General features: G+C 71.7%; 17 protein-coding genes and 2 tRNA genes. 8 read left to right on the forward strand and 11 right to left on the reverse strand.

Going from position 1 to position 16,623, the window contains the following annotated elements; all coding sequences use genetic code 11:
* Window positions 1-944 (reverse strand): PLP-dependent aminotransferase family protein (locus tag DBR36_RS09015; protein WP_146185297.1); only part of this gene is annotated, 944 nt, incomplete at its 3' end.
* Between the two features lie 61 nt (window positions 945-1,005).
* On the opposite strand from DBR36_RS09015, the gene DBR36_RS09020 reads away from it, so the two are divergent.
* Window positions 1,006-1,614: a YitT family protein gene (locus tag DBR36_RS09020; RefSeq protein WP_108318686.1), complete on the forward strand. Its 609-nt coding sequence runs from the start codon at window positions 1,006-1,008 to the stop codon at window positions 1,612-1,614.
* A gap of 54 nt (window positions 1,615-1,668) precedes the next feature.
* Here DBR36_RS09020 and DBR36_RS09025 read toward each other — a convergent pair whose 3' ends face one another.
* The gene (locus DBR36_RS09025) at window positions 1,669-1,878 is read right to left on the reverse strand and encodes a methyltransferase (RefSeq protein ID WP_108318688.1); all 210 of its coding nucleotides are present in this window, start codon (window positions 1,876-1,878) and stop codon (window positions 1,669-1,671) included.
* Window positions 1,879-1,980: 102 nt separating this feature from the next.
* Here DBR36_RS09025 and DBR36_RS09030 point away from each other — a divergent pair.
* The 6 genes from DBR36_RS09030 to DBR36_RS09055 all read left to right on the forward strand — a co-directional run bounded on the left by DBR36_RS09030 (window position 1,981) and on the right by DBR36_RS09055 (window position 4,125).
* Window positions 1,981-2,056 (forward strand) — tRNA-Arg (locus DBR36_RS09030).
* A gap of 35 nt (window positions 2,057-2,091) precedes the next feature.
* Complete coding sequence (gene orn, locus DBR36_RS09035) at window positions 2,092-2,718, forward strand: oligoribonuclease (RefSeq protein WP_108318690.1); 627 nt, start codon at window positions 2,092-2,094, stop codon at window positions 2,716-2,718.
* Window positions 2,719-2,754: 36 nt separating this feature from the next.
* Window positions 2,755-2,830 (forward strand) — tRNA-His (locus DBR36_RS09040).
* 175 nt (window positions 2,831-3,005) lie between these two features.
* A complete protein-coding gene (locus DBR36_RS09045) occupies window positions 3,006-3,347 on the forward strand; it encodes a metallopeptidase family protein (RefSeq protein ID WP_108318714.1) in 342 nt (113 codons plus the stop codon).
* The gene (gene clpS, locus DBR36_RS09050) at window positions 3,338-3,646 is read left to right on the forward strand and encodes an ATP-dependent Clp protease adapter ClpS (protein ID WP_108318692.1); all 309 of its coding nucleotides are present in this window, start codon (window positions 3,338-3,340) and stop codon (window positions 3,644-3,646) included. Before DBR36_RS09045 ends, clpS begins: the two co-directional genes overlap by 10 nt.
* Window positions 3,643-4,125, forward strand: coding sequence for a DUF2017 domain-containing protein (locus DBR36_RS09055; protein WP_258222675.1), 483 nt, complete (start codon window positions 3,643-3,645; stop codon window positions 4,123-4,125). Before clpS ends, DBR36_RS09055 begins: the two co-directional genes overlap by 4 nt.
* An 18-nt stretch (window positions 4,126-4,143) precedes the next feature.
* Here the strand turns inward: DBR36_RS09055 and DBR36_RS09060 are convergent, their stop codons facing one another.
* The 6 genes from DBR36_RS09060 to gatC form a co-directional block, all read right to left on the reverse strand.
* Window positions 4,144-4,737: a hypothetical protein gene (locus DBR36_RS09060; protein ID WP_258222676.1), complete on the reverse strand. Its 594-nt coding sequence runs from the start codon at window positions 4,735-4,737 to the stop codon at window positions 4,144-4,146.
* Complete coding sequence (locus DBR36_RS09065) at window positions 4,712-5,032, reverse strand: hypothetical protein (protein ID WP_108318698.1); 321 nt, start codon at window positions 5,030-5,032, stop codon at window positions 4,712-4,714. The genes DBR36_RS09060 and DBR36_RS09065 overlap by 26 nt, the downstream gene beginning before the upstream one ends.
* A gap of 63 nt (window positions 5,033-5,095) precedes the next feature.
* Complete coding sequence (locus DBR36_RS09070) at window positions 5,096-6,352, reverse strand: DNA polymerase IV (RefSeq protein WP_108318716.1); 1,257 nt, start codon at window positions 6,350-6,352, stop codon at window positions 5,096-5,098.
* A 228-nt stretch (window positions 6,353-6,580) separates the two neighbouring features.
* Window positions 6,581-8,098 carry an Asp-tRNA(Asn)/Glu-tRNA(Gln) amidotransferase subunit GatB gene (gene gatB, locus DBR36_RS09075; protein ID WP_108318700.1) on the reverse strand — a complete coding sequence of 506 codons (1,518 nt, stop codon included), beginning with the start codon at window positions 8,096-8,098 and terminating at the stop codon, window positions 6,581-6,583.
* Window positions 8,098-9,618, reverse strand: a complete 1,521-nt coding sequence (gene gatA / locus DBR36_RS09080; RefSeq protein ID WP_108318702.1) for an Asp-tRNA(Asn)/Glu-tRNA(Gln) amidotransferase subunit GatA — start codon at window positions 9,616-9,618, stop codon at window positions 8,098-8,100. Before gatA ends, gatB begins: the two co-directional genes overlap by 1 nt.
* Before the next feature lie 49 nt (window positions 9,619-9,667).
* Window positions 9,668-9,967, reverse strand: a complete 300-nt coding sequence (gatC, locus tag DBR36_RS09085) for an Asp-tRNA(Asn)/Glu-tRNA(Gln) amidotransferase subunit GatC (protein WP_108318704.1) — start codon at window positions 9,965-9,967, stop codon at window positions 9,668-9,670.
* Between the two features lie 114 nt (window positions 9,968-10,081).
* Between gatC and DBR36_RS09090 the strand changes: the two genes are divergently transcribed.
* Window positions 10,082-11,761 (forward strand): long-chain-fatty-acid--CoA ligase, encoded by a 1,680-nt coding sequence (locus DBR36_RS09090; protein ID WP_108318706.1) that lies wholly within the window; start codon window positions 10,082-10,084, stop codon window positions 11,759-11,761.
* Between the two features lie 17 nt (window positions 11,762-11,778).
* On the opposite strand, the gene ligA is transcribed toward DBR36_RS09090, so the two are convergent.
* The 3 genes from ligA to DBR36_RS09105 form a co-directional block, all read right to left on the reverse strand.
* Window positions 11,779-14,199: an NAD-dependent DNA ligase LigA gene (ligA, locus tag DBR36_RS09095; RefSeq protein WP_108318708.1), complete on the reverse strand. Its 2,421-nt coding sequence runs from the start codon at window positions 14,197-14,199 to the stop codon at window positions 11,779-11,781.
* 65 nt (window positions 14,200-14,264) lie between these two features.
* Window positions 14,265-15,362 carry a tRNA 2-thiouridine(34) synthase MnmA gene (mnmA, locus tag DBR36_RS09100; RefSeq protein WP_108318710.1) on the reverse strand — a complete coding sequence of 366 codons (1,098 nt, stop codon included), beginning with the start codon at window positions 15,360-15,362 and terminating at the stop codon, window positions 14,265-14,267.
* A gap of 9 nt (window positions 15,363-15,371) precedes the next feature.
* On the reverse strand, window positions 15,372-16,556 hold the full coding sequence (locus DBR36_RS09105; RefSeq protein WP_108318712.1) for a cysteine desulfurase family protein: 1,185 nt from the start codon (window positions 16,554-16,556) through the stop codon (window positions 15,372-15,374).
* Between the last annotated feature and the right edge of the window lie 67 nt (window positions 16,557-16,623).

Here is a 16,623-nt window from a genome sequence, read left to right on the forward strand (position 1 = left end):
CACCCGACCCGCAGCCCGCCCCACACGGTCTTTCCGAGCGAGCCGATGCGCAGGATGCGCTCGTCGTCGGTGAACGGCGCCGCACCACCGACCCGGTCGATGTCCAGCTGAGCGGTGGTCTCGTCGAGCACCAGCAGAGTGCCCGCCGCTCGTGCCGCCGCGACGAAGGTCTCGACCTCGGAAGCCGTCATCGTCCGCCCGGTCGGGTTGTGGAAGTCGGGCATCAGGTACGCCACCGACGGCGCCGCCCGCGCGAACGTCTGCTCGGCCCGACCGAGATCCCACCCGGTGTCCGAGGCCACCGGTACGCCGATCAGCCTCGCGCCGACCCGGCGGAACGCGTCGGCCGCGTGCGGATAGGTCGGCGTCTCGAGCAGGACGCGATCCGCCCGCCCCAGCAGAACCGACGCGATCAGGTGGATCGCGCTCTGCGCTCCCGTCGTCACCAGCACCTGGTCGGGGGACGTCGGCAGACCGCGCGCCCCGTAGTGCGCGGCGATGGCCGCGCGCAGGCCCGCGTCGCCCACCACGTCGTAGCCGATGCGCGCGACGAGCGCCGGAGCCTCCTGCATCACCTCGGCCATCACCGCCGGCAGCCCGGGCCAGGCGGCGGGGCTCGCCTGCTGCAGGTCGATCGCCGCGTCGTCGACCTCGTGCCGCCCCGGGTCGGTCCGGCGCAGCGGCAGGGTGACGCTACCGCTGCCGCGCAGACTCTCGATGTGTCGCGTCTCGCGCAAGCTGCGGTAGGCCGCGGCCACGGTGGTGCGACTCAGCGACAGGGCGGCCGCGAGCTCTCGCTCGGCCGGCAGCGCGGTGGACGGGGCCAGCCTGTTGTCGAGGCAGAGCAGACGGATGCCGTCGGCCAGCGCCTCGTACGCGGGCCCGGTCCCCCGCCACCCGCCGAGAGCCGTCGCCAGGGCCCGAGCTGATATCCGCGAATCCATGGGTCCACGATAGTGGAATTGGCATCCTCACCAAGATCCAATCGCGTGATTGGATCTTCACATGGTCACCCGCGTCACCCGTCTGCTCATCGGTCTCGTCCTCTATGGCGTCGGCTGCGCCGTCACCGTCGCCGCCGGACTGGGTGTCGACCCGTGGACGGTTTTCGCCCAGGGAATCGCCCGGGTGACCGGGGTCGGCCTCGGCTGGGTCACCAACATCATCGGTCTCGGCGTGCTGCTGCTGTGGATCCCCCTGCGGCAGAAGCCCGGCATCGGGACGGTCGCCAACATCCTGCTCGTCGGTACGAGCCTGCAGCTCGCCCTGGGCGTCCTCCCGCACCCCGACGTCTTCTGGGCCCAGGCCCTCATGCTCGTCGGAGGCGTCGTGCTGGTGGCCGTGGCATCCGGTCTCTACATCGGTGCGCACTTCGGACCCGGCCCGCGCGACGGGCTGATGACCGGCCTGCAGGGGCGCTTCGGCTGGCCGATCTGGGCGTGCCGGCTGGTCGTCGAGGGCAGCGTCCTCGTCCTCGGTTGGCTGCTCGGCGGAACGGTGGGCATCGGCACGGTCGTCTTCGCGCTCGGCATCGGCCCGCTCGTGCACGTCGCGATGCCCCTGCTCGCCACCCGACGTCCGGCACCGCGCACCCGCGCGGCTGCGCGCGTCTGACGCGTCGGGTGCGGCTCCCGTGCGAACGCGACGGACCGCACCCGACAGCGGTCCTCAGTGCTCCCGGAACTCGGGGCGATCGCTCCCCGGCTTCAGGTGCGCGTGCAAGGCGTTCTTGGCGATCTCCATCGAGGGATACACGCCGAGGCGTTCGTCCTTGCCGGCCATATGGACGGCATAGCCCTCGGCATCCTTCTGGATCTTTCCGACGACGCCCACGGGGCCGTAGGCGACCCAGAGGCGTCGTGTCGCGGTGTCCGACATGAGTGCTCCTTTGCTCTCGTTCGCCGCGAGGGTACGCCCGCTTCGGGGCCGCCGCCAGGGGCTGGTGCGGGCCCGGGCCGCCGGTCGCTATCCTGGACCCGACCCCCAGTAGCTCAGTGGATAGAGCAGCGGCCTTCTAATCCGCCGGTCACACGTTCGAATCGTGTCTGGGGGACCAGACCCCCGCTCCCCCGCGATCACTAAGCTGTGGGGATGGTAAACGCCTCCGAGAACGACCGGCTCGTCTGGATCGACTGCGAGATGACCGGTCTCGACCTCGCGGTCGACGAACTCGTCGAGATCGCCGTCGTCGTCACCGATTTCGAGCTGAACGTGCTCGACCCGGGGTTCCAGATCGTCATCAAGCCCGACGCGTCCGCCCTGGCGAACATGGGTGAGTTCGTCACCGACATGCACCGCTCGTCCGGACTGCTCGACGAGATCCCGAACGGTGTGAGCCTCGCGGATGCCGAGTTCCAAACCCTCGAGTACATCCAGCGCTTCGCGCCGGTCGAGGGAAAGGCGCCCCTCGCCGGCAACACCATCGGCACCGACCGCATGTTCCTGGCCAAGTACATGCCGCGCGTGGACCGCTGGCTGCACTACCGCAACGTCGACGTCTCGAGCGTCAAAGAGCTCTCGCGGCGGTGGTACCCGCGGGCGTACTTCCAGGCCCCCGCCAAGAACGGCGGGCACCGCGCCCTCGCCGACATCCGCGAGTCGATCCGCGAGTTGGCGTACTACCGCGCCGCGGTGTTCGTGCCGCAGCCCGGGCCGACCAGCGACGAGGCGAAAGCGGTGTCGGAGGCGGCCGTGTCGTCGTTCGCGCTCGACGTGTGACATAATCTTTCAGTTGTCTTCTTCCGAAGACACATGGTGGCTATAGCTCAGTCGGTAGAGCACCGCGTTGTGGTCGCGGGGGTCGCGGGTTCAAGTCCCGTTAGCCACCCCAACATCGACGAAGGCCCGGAAGATCATCGCTTCCGGGCCTTCGTCGTTCGAGACGGCCGCCCCCGCGCGCCGTAGAATCGACTCCGGATGCCGCGGCCCGACACCGCGGCGCATCACCGGTCGAACCCCGGGAGGCCCGCGTGCACGACGACGTCGACGAGCGACCGGCCCTCGAGATGGATGCGATCGCGTTCGAACGCCTCGTCGTCGACGAACTCGATCGCCTGCCCGACGACATGGTCGAGGGACTCGACAACGTCGTGTTCGTCGTCGAGGACCGCCCCGAGGACGGCTCCCTCGATCTGCTCGGCCTCTACGACGGCTGGGCGCTGACCGAGCGGGAACGCTACGGAGTCGGCGAGCTGCCGGACCGCATCATCCTCTACCGTGAGCCGCACCTCGCCGTGTGCGCCGACGAGGACGAACTGCGCGACGAGATCCACACCACGCTCGTTCACGAGATCGCCCACTTCTACGGCATCGACGACGAGCGTCTGCACGAACTGGGATGGGCCTGATGGCGGGCACCGCCGCTCCCGACCTCGATCTCGATCTCGAGGGTCGGGTGGAGTCGTCGCCGCCCTCGTCGTGGCAGACGGTCGTGTGGAACGACCCCGTGAACCTCATGAGCTACGTGAGCCATGTCTTCCGCACGTACTTCGGATTCGACGCGGCGACGGCGCACCGGCTCATGCTCGCCGTGCACCACGACGGTCACGCCGTCGTCGCCCGTGGTCCCCGCGAGGTCATGGAAGCGCACACGCAGGCCATGCACGACTACGGCCTGTGGGCCACCGTCCGAAAGGATCCCGCGTGAGCGAACGCATCGTCGTCCTAGAGATCAGCGGTCTCGAGGCGCTCCACCTCGCGGGCATCGTGGGGCAGTTCCGCGATCTGCTCGCCGACTCACGCGCCGACAGCGACCCCGCCGTCGAGCGCCTGCTGCCCGACGCGTACCCCCACGACGCGGCCGCCAGCCGCGAGTTCCGGCGCCTCACCGGCGGCGACCTGCTCGGACGGCGGGCGGAGGATGCCGCCACCGTCCTGCGCACGCTGGGGGGCGACGGCGGCGACCTCGATCCGCAGAGCGATCCCGACGCGACCATCGCCGTCGCCCTGGGCGAGACCGAGGCGCTCGCGTGGATGCGCACGCTCGCGGCGGTGCGTCTCGTGCTCGCGGAGCGTCTCGGCATCCGCACCGAGGACGACCATCAGCCCGAGGACCCGCGCTTCGGCGTCTACGACTGGATCGGCTACCGCCTCGACGGTCTGATGACGGCGCTGGACCGCACCTGACGACCGCGTCGACCGCGCTCAGGGGACGCGGACGAGGACCTGGGCGAGGGATGCCGGGTCGTGCTGCGCGATGTGAGCGTCCTCTTGGCGAGCCCAGCGGTCCCAGTGCGGGCGATAGGTCTCGCCGTCGCGGTCGAGGGCGCGCATGCGGCGCGAGGGCGTCGGGGCGTCGACCCAGACGGACACGTCGGCGAGCCGCGCCACCTCGGGCGTGAGCAGACCCGCCCCCTCGACGATCAGGGGCAGCGAGGGATCGACCGCGTGGGCTTCGGCGCGGGCGTCGGCGAGCCAGTCCCAGCGCTGCCACACCCCCATGATCCCCCGCGCGTGCGGTCGCAGGATCGTCTCCTGCGCGTACTCGGCGCCGGCGGCGAGCCCGTCCCACCCGGGATAGAGGTCGTCGAGGGCGACGAGCTGCACGCGACCACGGCCCGGCCATGACGCGACGAGCCGTCGCGCCAGCGAGCTCTTGCCCGCGCCACTGCGCCCGTCGATGACGACCGCCGGGTTGGCGGCCCCCACCGCGACGATGCGCGCCATCACCGTCGCGATCGCGGCGGAGAGGGCGTCGTCGACCGGGTCCGCGCTACTTCTTGAGGGCGCGGATGACACGGCTGAGGGCGCGACCGGCCACCCACACGAAGGGGATCCCGACCGCGAGGAGCGCCACGAGGTTCGGGTCGAAGCGCAGGTCGTCTCCGCGACGGATGTAGGCGCCGAGCGGCAGCGTGTAGCCGCCGCCCCCGCCGCCGCCGTTGCCCTGCTCGTCGGAGCCGCCGCCGTAACCGGCCCAGGTCAGCGCGACGGGGACGATGCGCACGCCGTCGACGTCCTGCTGCTCCCCGTAGGCGGAGGTGACTCCGAAGCTCGTGGCCTGCTTACCGAGTTCCAGTGCGATGTTGGGCATGGACCGAGCGTAGCGGTCCGTCCGCGACCGGCCCAGGGGCGTTGCGCCCGGCGGCGGGTCGTGTCAGTGCTCGTACGACGGGCGGGGATTGGTCGGCAGGGCTCCGCCGCCGCGCGCGGGCCCGAGCAGCGAGCCGCGCGTCACCGCGCCGCGCCCGAACCGGGCCGCCGCCCCGTCCAGGGCGCCCTCGACGCGACGCCACTCGGCGTCGTCGTCCCACAGCGTCGCCGCCATGGCCGCGGGCTTGAGCTTCTCGCCCCGCACCCCGACCAGGCGGACCGCCTGGCGCCGGTCGATGCCGTCGAACAGTTCGATCGCCGCATCGCCGATCCGCTGGCCCACCGACGTGGGTTCCGGGAGCGTGCGCGAACGGCTGAGCGTCGTGAAGTCCGAGAAGCGCACCTTGATCGAGATCGTCGACGCCTCGTACTGCTGCGTGCGCAGACGTGCGCCGACGCGGTCGGCGAGGCGGCGGAGCTCGACGTGCAGCGTCCGCGTGTCCGAGATGTCGGTGTGGAAGGTCTCTTCGTGGCCGACGCTCTTCTCGCTGCGGCCGGTGTGCACCTCGCGCGCGTCGATCCCGCGCGAGAGATGCCAGATCCGCTCCCCCATCGCGGCGCCGAGCACCTGATCGAGGGCGTGGCGCGGGGTGTCGAGGATGTCGGAGATGAGCCGGATGCCACGGGACTCCAGCGCCTCGGCGGCTTTGGGACCCACCCCCCACAGCGCCCGCACGGAGCGGGGCCGCAGGAAGGCCTCGGTGTCGGCCGCCGCGACCACGAGCAGCCCGTCGGGCTTGGAGATCGTCGAGGCCATCTTGGCCACGTGCTTCGTGGCGGCCACGCCGATGCTGCAGGTGAGCCCCGTCTCGGCCTTGACGCGCGCGCGGAGGTCGCGCGCGATCGTGCCGGGGCTGCCCCACAGTCGCCGCGCGCCCCGGACGTCGAGGAACGCCTCGTCGATCGACAGCGGCTCCACCAGCGGCGTGACGTCGTGGAAGATCGCCATCACCTGCCGCGACATCTCTGTGTAGCGGTGATAGGGCGGGTTGACCACGATCGCCGTCGGGCACAGCCGCAGGGCGATCGACACGGGCATCGCGGACTTCACCCCGTAGCGACGCGCCTCGTAGGACGCGCTCGAGACGACGCCGCGCCCCTCGGACCCGCCGATGATCAGCGGCTTGCCCGCGAGCGAGGGGTCGTCGAGCACGGCGACCGAGGCGAAGAACGCGTCCATGTCGACGTGCAGGATGCCGGTGCCCGTGTCGTCGGCGTCGGGGCGCGAGACGAGGCGCCCCGTACCGTCACCGCGTCCCATGGCATCCATTCTCTCCCGGACCTCCGACATCGGGTCCGCCCGTGCGCCCGCCCCGCGCACAACCTTCGCGATGCGCACGACCTCCGCGGATCCGTCGGCGTTCGTGCCCACCACCGACCCCGGGCGAGGCTCGCCGTTCCGCTGCGCGCGACCCGGCAGCACCTCCGCAGACGCACGGATGCCACGGCCCCACCCTCGAATCGGGCGGGTGCCGTGGCATCCGGTGTCTCACTGAGCGGCGGCGCGCTCCAGCACGAGCTCGCGCACGCGCGCGGCGTCCGCCTGACCCTTCATCGCCTTCATGACCGCGCCGATGACCGCACCGGCGGCCTGGACCTTGCCGTCGCGGATCTTGGCGAGCACGTCGGGCTGAGCGGCCAGAGCGTCGTCGATCGCCGCGATGAGCGCCCCGTCGTCCGAGACGACGGCGAGCCCGCGAGCATCGACGACCTCTTGCGGCGTGCCCTCGCCGGCGATGACGCCTTCGAGCACCTGCCGGGCGAGCTTGTCGGTCAGGGTGCCGGCATCCACCAGCTTCTGCAGTGCGGCGACGTTCTCGGGCGACACGAGATCGGCGGCATCGCGCTCCTGCGCGTTGGCCACGCGGGTGATCTCACCCGTCCACCACTTGCGCGCGGCGGCCGGGGCGGCACCCGCGGCGATCGTGTCGGCCACAGCATCGAGCAGGCCGCCGTTGGCGACGTCCTGGAACTCCAGGTCGGTGAAACCCCACTCGCCCTTGAGGCGGCGACGACGGGCGGCGGGCGGCTCGGGCAGGGCCGCGCGCAGCTCTTCGATCAGTTCGGGCGCGGGCACGACCGGCAGCAGGTCGGGCTCGGGGAAGTACCGGTAGTCGTCGGCATCCGACTTGGGACGACCGGGCGACGTGCGACCCGTGTCCTCATGCCAGTGACGCGTCTCTTGCGTGATCGTCCCGCCCTTGGCGAGGATCGCGGCCTGTCGCTGGATCTCGTACCGGACGGCGCGCTCGACCGAGCGCATCGAGTTCACGTTCTTGGTCTCGGTGCGCGTGCCCAGCTTCTCTTGACCGCGGGGTCGCAGCGACACGTTGGCATCGCACCGCAGGTTGCCGCGCTCCAGGCGCGCCTCGGAGATGCCGAGACCGCGCACGATGTCGCGGATGGTCGCCACGTACGCCTTCGCCAGGGCGGGAGCGGAGTGCTCGGCGCCGAAGATCGGCTTCGTGACGATCTCGACGAGGGGGACGCCCGCGCGGTTGTAGTCGACGAGCGAGTACTCGGCGCCCTGGATGCGACCCGTGGCGCCACCCATGTGGGTGAGCTTTCCGGCATCTTCTTCCATGTGCGCCCGCTCGATCGGAACGGTGACGACGGTGCCGTCCTCGAGCTCGACCTCGACGGATCCCTCGAAGGCGATCGGCTCGTCGTACTGCGAGATCTGGTAGTTCTTGCCGAGGTCGGGGTAGAAGTAGTTCTTCCGCGCGAACCGGCTGGACGGCGCGATCGAGCAGCCGAGGGCCAGGCCCAGGCTGATCGACGAACGGATCGCCTCGGCGTTGACCACGGGCAGCGCGCCGGGCAGTCCCATGTCGACCGGGGCGACCAGCGTGTTGGGCTCGGCGCCGTGGTGCGCGTCGTTCGCGGGGTTCGGCGCGGCCGAGAACATCTTGGTCGCGGTATTCAGCTCGACGTGCACCTCGAAGCCGAGGACGGGCTCGAACATCTCGAGCGCCGCGTCGAAGTCCATCAGGGCGTCTTTCGCCATCAGAGCGACGCTCCGTTCGTGAGAGAGGGGGCCTTGTCGAGGAGCGGTGCGCCCCACTGGTCGACCAGCAGGGCTTCGAGCGCCGCGCCGACGCGGTACAGGCGCGCGTCCTCGCGGGCGGGGGCGAGGAACTGGATGCCGACGGGCAGGCCGTCCTCGGCGGCGAGGCCGCTGGGCACCGAGATGCCCGGGACGCCCGCGAGGTTCGCGGGGATCGTCGTGACGTCGTTGAGGTACATCTGCAGCGGGTCGTCGATCTTCTCGCCCAGGCGGAAGGCCGTGGTCGGCGCCGACGGGGTCGCGATGACGTCGACCTCGGCGAACGCCGCGTCGAAGTCCTGCTGGATGAGCGTGCGCACCTTCTGGGCGCTGCCGTAGTAGGCGTCGTAGTAGCCCGCCGACAGGGCGTAGGTGCCCAGGATGATGCGGCGCTTGACCTCGGGACCGAAGCCGGCGTCGCGGGTGGCCGCCATGACGTTCTCGACCGTGGCGGCACCCTGCGGGTTCACCCGCAGGCCGAAGCGCACGGAGTCGAACTTAGCCAGGTTGCTCGAGGCCTCGGCGGGGAGGATCAGGTAGTAGGCGGCGACGCCGTACTCGAAGTGCGGGGCGCTGATCTCGACGATCTCGGCGCCCTGCGCCTGCATGGCCGCGAGCGACGCGCGGAACGAGTCCGACACGCCCTTCTGGAAGCCGCGGTCGTCGAGCTCGCGGATGACGCCGACCTTCAGACCCTTGAGCACCTCGCCGGTCGCGCCCTCGCGGGCGGCCGCGGCGAAGGACGGCCACGCGTCCGACAGCGAGGTCGAATCGTTCGCGTCGTGACCGCCGATGACGTCGTGCAGCAGGCCCGCGTCGAGCACGGTGCGCGTCACGGGACCGACCTGGTCGAGGCTGGATGCCAGGGCGATCGCGCCGTAACGGCTGACGCCGCCGTAGGTGGGCTTGACGCCGACCGTGCCGGTGACGTGCGCCGGCTGACGGATCGACCCGCCCGTGTCGGAACCGAGGGCCAGCGGCGCCTCGAACGCGGCGACGGCCGCGGCCGAACCGCCACCCGATCCGCCGGGGATGCGGTCGAGGTCCCACGGGTTGCGGGTGGGCCCGTACGCCGAGAACTCGGTGGACGAGCCCATCGCGAACTCGTCCATGTTGGTCTTGCCGAGCGGGATCAGACCCGCGGCGCGGGATCGAGCGACGACCGTGGCATCGTAGGGCGACATGTAGCCCTCGAGGATCTTTGATCCGCTGGTGGACGGCATGTCGGTGGTGACCAGGACGTCCTTGACCGCGAGCGGCACACCGGCCAGCTCGTGCAGCTGCTCGCCCGCGGCGCGGCGGCGGTCGATGTCGGCGGCGGCGTCGAGGGCGTGGTCGCTGACGTGGAGGAAGGCGTGCACCCCGCCGTCCACGGCGGCGATGCGGTCGAGGTGGGCCTGCGTCGCCTCGACGCTCGACACCTCGTTGCGGGAGAGCGCGGATGCCAGCTCGGCGGCGGTCAGGCGGGTGAGATCGGTCATCGGCCCTCCTCCTTCGCGACGGCGGCGGGGGTGAAGGGACTCATGCGGCTCACTGCTCTTCTCCGAGGATCGCGGTCACGCGGAAACGGCCGTCGGCCTGATCCGGCGCGTTCGACAGGGCCTGCTCGCGCGTGAGCGTCTGCCCGACCACGTCAGGGCGGAAGACGTTCTTCAGGGGGATCGGGTGGCTCGTGGCGACGACGTCGGGCGTTGCCACCTCGGAGACCTTCGCGATGTTGTCGACGATGGCATCCAGCTGACCGGTGAGGCTCTGGACCTCCTCGTCGCTCAACTGGATCCGGGCGAGCACACCGAGATGGCGCACGAGATCGGGAGTGATTTCAGACACCCGCCAATCCTAGTTCGCCGCGCCCGCCGCGACCGCCCCCTCACCCTCCTTCGGCACCGTCGCCGCCTGTGGAGGGGGCGGCGGCCCGGGCGCGGCTCGGCCTAGGCTGGCGGGGTGACGAGCTTCGAACCGCCGCGCCCCTGGACCTCGAGCTATGCCGCGGGGGTGCCCGAAGACCTGGCGCCCGTGAGCGGCTCGCTCGTCGACATCGTCGACGCCTCGACCCGCGACTACCCCGACGCCCCGGCCCTGCAGTTCTTCGGCCGCGAGACCACGTACGCGCAGCTCTCGGCCGACATCGCCCGCGTCGCCGCGGCCCTCGCCGCGCACGGCGTGCGCGCGGGCGACCCCGTGGCGATCGTGCTGCCCAACTGCCCCCAGCACATCGTCGCGTTCTACGCCGTGCTGCGCCTGGGCGCGGTGGTCGTCGAGCACAACCCGCTCTACACCCCGCGTGAGCTGCGCAAGCAGTTCGAGGACCACGGCGCGAAGCACGCGATCGTGTGGAGCAAGGTGGTGGCCACCGTGCAGGAGTTCCCCGCCGACCTGCGGGTCGACACGCTCGTCTCGGTCGACGTCACGCGGGCCATGCCGTGGACGACGCGCCTGGCGCTTCGCCTGCCGGTGGTCAAGGCGCGCGAATCCCGCGCCGCGCTGTACGCCAAGACACGGGATGCCGTTGCCTGGGACGACCTGGTGCGGCACGACCCGCTGCCCGAGACGCATCCGCGGCCGGCCTCGGGCGACCTGGCGATCATCCAGTACACCAGCGGCACGACGGGAACCCCCAAGGGCGCGATGCTCACGCACGCCAACCTGCTCGCGAACGCCGCTCAAGCGCAGGCGTGGACGCCTCAGATCGTCCGCGGCGAGGGCTGCGTCGTCTACGCGGTGCTGCCGATGTTCCACGCCTACGGGCTGACGCTGTGCCTGACGTTCGCGATGTCGATGGGCGCGCGGCTGGTGCTGTTCCCCAAGTTCGACCCCGACCTGGTGCTCGCGGTGACGAAGCGGCATCCCGCGACCTTCCTCCCGCTCGTCCCGCCGATCGCCGAGCGGCTGCTCAAGGCCGCGAACGACAAGGGGGTGTCGCTCGCGGGGACGGACATCGCCATCTCGGGGGCCATGGCGCTCCCGCACGACCTGGTGGTGCCGTTCGAGCGCGCGACGGGCGGCTATCTCGTCGAGGGGTACGGACTGAGCGAGTGCTCCCCCGTGCTCATGGCCAACCCCGTCGCCGACAACCGCGTCGCCGGCACGGTGGGGCTGCCCCTGCCGGGTACGGAATGCCGCGTCGTCGATCCCGACGACCCCCGCACCGACGTCGAACGCGGTGAACTGCTCGTGCGTGGACCGCAGGTGTTCTCGGGCTATTACGGCAAGCCGGACGAGACCGAGGCGGTTTTCGTCGACGGGTGGTTCCGCACCGGCGACATCGTCACGATCGACGAGGACGGCTTCGTGCGCATCGTCGATCGCATCAAAGAACTCATCATCACGGGCGGGTTCAACGTCGCGCCGACGGAGGTCGAGAACGTCCTTCGTCAGCACCCCTCGGTCGCCGATGTCGCGGTGGTGGGGGTGCCGGACGCCCACGCCGGTGAGGCGGTGGTGGCGGCCGTCGTGCCCGCGACGCCCGGCGAGTTCGACGCCGAGGCCGTGCGTGCGTTCGCGCGGAGCATTCTGACGCCCTACAAGGTGCCCAAGCGCCTCGTGGTCGTCGACGACCTGCCGCGTTCGCTCATCGGCAAGGTGCTGCGTCGGCAGGTGCGCGAGCGGATCCTCGCCGACTGACGCGCGGGCGGGCCGCTCTACTCCGCGGGCGCGGTCTCGGTCCCGGTGTCGCCGGTCGCGGCGTCCAGCGCTGCGGGCCCCTGCTCGACCAGCACGCGGAACTGCGCCGCGTCCAGGATCCGCAGCCCCAAGTCTTCGGCCTTGGCGAGCTTGGAACCGGCACCCGGACCCGCCGCGACGAAGTCGGTCTTCTTCGACACGCTCGAGGCGGCCTTGCCCCCGGCGGCGATGATCGCCTCTTGGGCGCCCTCGCGGGTGTACCCCTCGAGCGAGCCCGTCGCGACGACCGTCAGGCCGGCGAGCACTCCCCCGGCCGCGGCGGCCGCCCCCGGCCCCGGATGCCCGGGGATGGCGAAGCGCACGCCCGCGGCGGTCCAGCGTTCGACGATCTCGACGTGCCAGTCGACGCCGAACCAGTCGATGACCGCATCGGCGATGATCCCGCCCACCCCCTCGACGGCGGCCAGTTCTTCGCGCGAGGCGGCGCGGATGGCATCCAGCGATCCGAACCACTGGGCGAGGGCCCGTGCGGCCACCGGTCCGACGTGACGGATGTTGAGCGACACGAGCAGACGCCAGAGGTCTTTCGTCTTCGCCTTCTCGAGCTCGGCGACGAGCTTGGTCGCCTGCTCGGACGGACGCACCTCGCGATAGTCCTTGCGGATGCCGCGCCGCCGCCGCTCCGCGGGATCGAGGTCGTCGCTGCCCGGCGGGTACGTCGCGGGGCCCAGCTTCTGGAACGGCGCCCGGCGGACCGGTTCTCCGGTGTCGGGATCGACCTTCCGCTCACCGGTCTCGGAATCGCGCACCACGACCTCGATCGGCACGAGCTCGTCGAGCGTCAGGTCGAACAGGCCGGCCTCGGTGTCGAGCGGCGGACGCTCGGGCACCTCGGGCTGGGTGAGGGCGGCGGCCGTCACCTCGCCCAGGGCCTCGATGTCGAGAGCGCCGCGCGAGCCGATGTGCTCGACGCGGCCGCGCACCTGCGCGGGGCACGAGCGGGCGTTGGGGCATCGCAGGTCGATGTCGCCCTCTTTCGCCGGCCGCAGCGGGGTGCCGCACTCGGGGCAGTCCGCCGGCATGACGAACGCGCGCTCGGTGCCGTCGCGCAACTCGACCACCGGGCCCAGCACCTCGGGGATGACGTCGCCGGCCTTGCGCAGGACGACGGTGTCGCCGATGAGGACGCCCTTGACCTTGACGACGTCCTGATTGTGCAGGGTCGCCTGGCGCACGACGCTGCCGGCGACCCTGGCCGGCTCCATCACGGCGAACGGCGTCGCTCGCCCGGTGCGGCCGACCGAGACGACGATGTCGAGCAGCTTCGTGTTGACCTGCTCGGGCGGGTACTTGTACGCGATCGCCCAGCGCGGGGCACGGCTGGTCGCACCGAGCTCGTCGTGCAGGGCCAGTTCGTCGACCTTGACCACGACGCCGTCGATCTCGTGCTCGACGTCGTGGCGGTGCTCGCCGTGATACGCGACGAACGACAGCACCCCGTCGATGCCCGACTCGACCCGGCTGTAGGGCGAGGTGGGCAGACCCCACCCGGCGAGCAGGTCGTAGACCTCGCTCTGCGCCGCCACCGGAGGGTCGGGCCAGGCGCCGATGCCGTGCACGTAGAGCGCGAGGGAGTCGATGCGGGCGAGCCCGGCTTCGAGCTCGAGTCCGCTCTTCTTCTCGATCTGCTGGCGCAGACCACCGCTCGCGGCGTTGCGGGGGTTGGCGAAGGCGGGGAAACGCCGGGCGGCCGCCTGCTCGGCCTTGTCGAGGTCGAAGGACCGGCCGCCGCGACGCGCCGCGGCGCGCTCACGAGCCTCGGCGACCGCGCGGTCACGCAGTTCGCCCTGCAGGCGGTTCAGATCCTCGAACGCGGCCACGGGGATGAAGACCTCGCCGCGCACCTCGACGAGGGCGGGATGCCCCTCGCCCCGCAGCTCGCGCGGGACCCCCGCGAGACGCAGGGCGTTCTCGGTGACGATCTCGCCGACCCGCCCGTCACCGCGGGTGGCCGCCGAGGTCAGCACGCCGTTCTCGTAGCGCAGACTGATCGCGAGCCCGTCGATCTTGAGCTCGCTGAGCCAGTGCACGGCGCGCCCCGCCGCGGCCTCGGTCTTGACGGCCCAGTCGCGCAGTTCGTCGGGTGAGAAGACGTTGTCGAGGCTCAGCATGCGCTCGGCGTGCTCGATCGTGGCGAGGTCGGTCGCCTCGGCCGCGCCCACCGAGAGCGTCGGGCTGTCCTGCCCCTGCAGCTCGGGGAACAACCGCTCGATCGCCTCGAGCCGGTGCATCCACCCGTCGTAGGTGGCGTCGTCGACCAGCTCGGCATCCCGCCCGTAATACGCCTCGCGCGCGTCGACGATGCGCTGCGTCAGGTCGGCCGCCTCGGCGCGCGCCTGGTCGAGGGTCAGATCGGGAAGCTGGTCGTGCTCGGTCACCGTCCCAGCTTAGGCAGGGCCTCCGACATCGCCCGCGGGCCTTGCGGCGGCGCGGTACGCGCGGATCACGCCTCGACGGGCACCGCCGACACCGTGCGGTCGATCGTGAACTGACCCAGCACGCGCGTGCCGTCGTAGAGCACCGCGGTCTGCCCCGGGGCGACCCCGTCGAATGGCGTCTCGGGACGCACCGTCAACACCCCGTCGATGAGCTCGGCCACGGCCGGTACGGGCTCGGCGTGCGCGCGGATCTGCGCGTGGCACGCGAACCGCTCGTCACTCGGGGCGCGGCCGGCCCAGCTGAAGCGCTCCCCCGCGATCTCGGCGCAGGCCAGGGCCTCTTTCGGTCCGACCACGACGGTGTTCGACACGGGTCGCACCTCGAGCACGAAGCGGGGCTTGCCGTCGGCGGCGGGGACGCCTAGCTGCAGCCCGCGTCGCTGACCCACGGTGAAGGCGTGGGCGCCCTCGTGCGAACCGACGACCGCTCCCGTGCGATCGAGGATCTCGCCGCGCTCCGCGCCCACCTTGTCGGCGAGCCAGCCGCGCGTGTCGCCGTCGGGGATGAAGCAGATGTCGTGGCTGTCAGGCTTCTGCGCGACGGTGAGCCCGCGCTCCTCGGCCTCGGCACGCACGAGCGCCTTGGACGGGGTCGAGCCGAGCGGGAAGTAGGTGTGCGCCAGCTGCGCGGCCGTCAGCACGCCCAGCACGTAGGACTGGTCCTTGGCGTTATCGGACGCGCGATGCAGCTCGCGCCCCTCGGGCGTGTCGAGGAGCGTGGCGTAGTGCCCCGTGCACACGGCGTCGAAGCCCAGTTCGAGGGCGCGCTCGAGCAGGGCCGCGAACTTGATCTTCTCGTTGCAGCGCATGCAGGGATTGGGGGTGCGTCCCGCCCGGTACTCGGCGACGAAGTCGTCGATCACGTCGTCGCGGAAGCGCTCCGAGAAATCCCACACGTAGAACGGGATGCCGAGACGGTCGGCCGCGCGCCGCGCGTCCATCGCGTCCTCGATCGTGCAGCAGCCGCGGCTGCCCGCGCGCAGCGTCCCGCCCGCCCGCGAGAGCGCGAGGTGCACGCCGACCACGTCATGGCCGGCGTCGACCGCCCGCGCCGCCGCCACCGCGGAATCGACGCCACCGCTCATCGCCGCCAGAACTCGCATCGTCCCAGTCTACGAAGGGCCCGCTGAACGGGCGCCGGATGCCACGGCTCGCGCGTACGCGGGGGCGAGTCGCGCGAGCACGGCGTCGACGTCGTCGTCCGTCGAGGTGTATCCGAGGGTGAAACGCAGCACCGAGCGGGCGGCCCGATCGTCGCGTCCCAGGGCGCGCACGACGTGCGACGGCTCGGCGACGCCCGCCTGACACGCCGACCCGGTCGACACCGCGATCCCGTCCATGTCGAGCAGGAACAGCAGCGTCTCGCCGGCGGCATCCGGGAACAGCACGTGCGCGTTGCCGGGCAAGCGCTCGCGCGGATCGCCGAGCAGCTCGGCGTCGGGGATCGACGAACGGATGCCGGCCACCAGCCGATCGCGCAGGCCCGCGATCCGCGCGGTCTCGGCCTCGCGCTGCGCCTCGGCGGCGCGGACGGCGGCGGCGAACGCCACCGCTCCGGCGACGTCCTGCGTACCGGCGCGGAGCCCCCGCTGCTGACCCCCGCCGTGCACGAGCGGGGTCACCCGGGCGTGACGGGACACCACTGCGGCTCCCACCCCGACGGGTCCGCCGACCTTGTGCGCCGATACCGACAGCGCGACGAGACCGTCGCCCGTCGTGCCCGTCCCGCGCCACCCGGCGAAATCCACGGGCACCTGGCCCAGGGCCGACACCGCGTCCAGATGCAGGGGAACACGGGCCTCGGATGCCGCCGACGCCAGGGCCGCGGCATCCTGGAGCGTCCCGACCTCGTTGTTGGCGACGAGGGCCGTGGCCGCGGCGGCTCCGGCGAGGGCGCCGGCGAACACCTCGGGCACGATACGGCCCAACGGATCGAGCGGCACCGCGCGCACCCGCGCACCCTCGGCCGAGGCGAGCCACTCGACCACGTCGAGCGTCGCGTGATGCTCGCCGTCGGGCAGCACGATCGCGTCCGTGCCGTCGCTGCGCGACCACCACAGGCCCTTGAGGGCGAGGTTGGCGGCCTCGGTGCCTCCCGAGGTGAAGACGACCTCGATGGGCTGGCACCCCAGCGCCGAGGCGACCTGCTCGCGGGCGTCTTCGAGAAGACGACGGGCGTCCTGGCCGGCCCCGTGGATCGAGGAGGGGTTGCCGAGCACCTCGTGCGCCGCGAGCCACGCGTCGCGCGCCTCGGGACGCAACGGCGTGGTCGCCGCGTGATCGAGGTACACCCGCACCTGGTCCTCCCGACGTCGACGGCCGCTGTCACTAGCCTAGGACGCATGGTCCGACCCGAGCCTGCCC

This window comes from Microbacterium sp. HMWF026, from assembly GCF_003061325.1.
Lineage (GTDB): Bacteria > Actinomycetota > Actinomycetes > Actinomycetales > Microbacteriaceae > Microbacterium > Microbacterium testaceum_E.

What these genes read in the sequence shown, in the direction of transcription:
- DBR36_RS09020 (WP_108318686.1), top strand. Translation starts at nt 1,006, where the DNA reads ATGGTCACCCGCGTCACCCGTCTGCTCATCGGTCTCGTCCTCTATGGC.
- DBR36_RS09025 (WP_108318688.1), bottom strand. Translation starts at nt 1,878, where the DNA reads ATGTCGGACACCGCGACACGACGCCTCTGGGTCGCCTACGGCCCCGTG.
- orn (WP_108318690.1), top strand. Translation starts at nt 2,092, where the DNA reads ATGGTAAACGCCTCCGAGAACGACCGGCTCGTCTGGATCGACTGCGAG.
- DBR36_RS09045 (WP_108318714.1), top strand. Translation starts at nt 3,006, where the DNA reads ATGGATGCGATCGCGTTCGAACGCCTCGTCGTCGACGAACTCGATCGC.
- clpS (WP_108318692.1), top strand. Translation starts at nt 3,338, where the DNA reads ATGGGCCTGATGGCGGGCACCGCCGCTCCCGACCTCGATCTCGATCTC.
- DBR36_RS09065 (WP_108318698.1), bottom strand. Translation starts at nt 5,032, where the DNA reads ATGCCCAACATCGCACTGGAACTCGGTAAGCAGGCCACGAGCTTCGGA.
- DBR36_RS09070 (WP_108318716.1), bottom strand. Translation starts at nt 6,352, where the DNA reads ATGGGACGCGGTGACGGTACGGGGCGCCTCGTCTCGCGCCCCGACGCC.
- gatB (WP_108318700.1), bottom strand. Translation starts at nt 8,098, where the DNA reads ATGGCGAAAGACGCCCTGATGGACTTCGACGCGGCGCTCGAGATGTTC.
- gatA (WP_108318702.1), bottom strand. Translation starts at nt 9,618, where the DNA reads ATGACCGATCTCACCCGCCTGACCGCCGCCGAGCTGGCATCCGCGCTC.
- mnmA (WP_108318710.1), bottom strand. Translation starts at nt 15,362, where the DNA reads ATGCGAGTTCTGGCGGCGATGAGCGGTGGCGTCGATTCCGCGGTGGCG.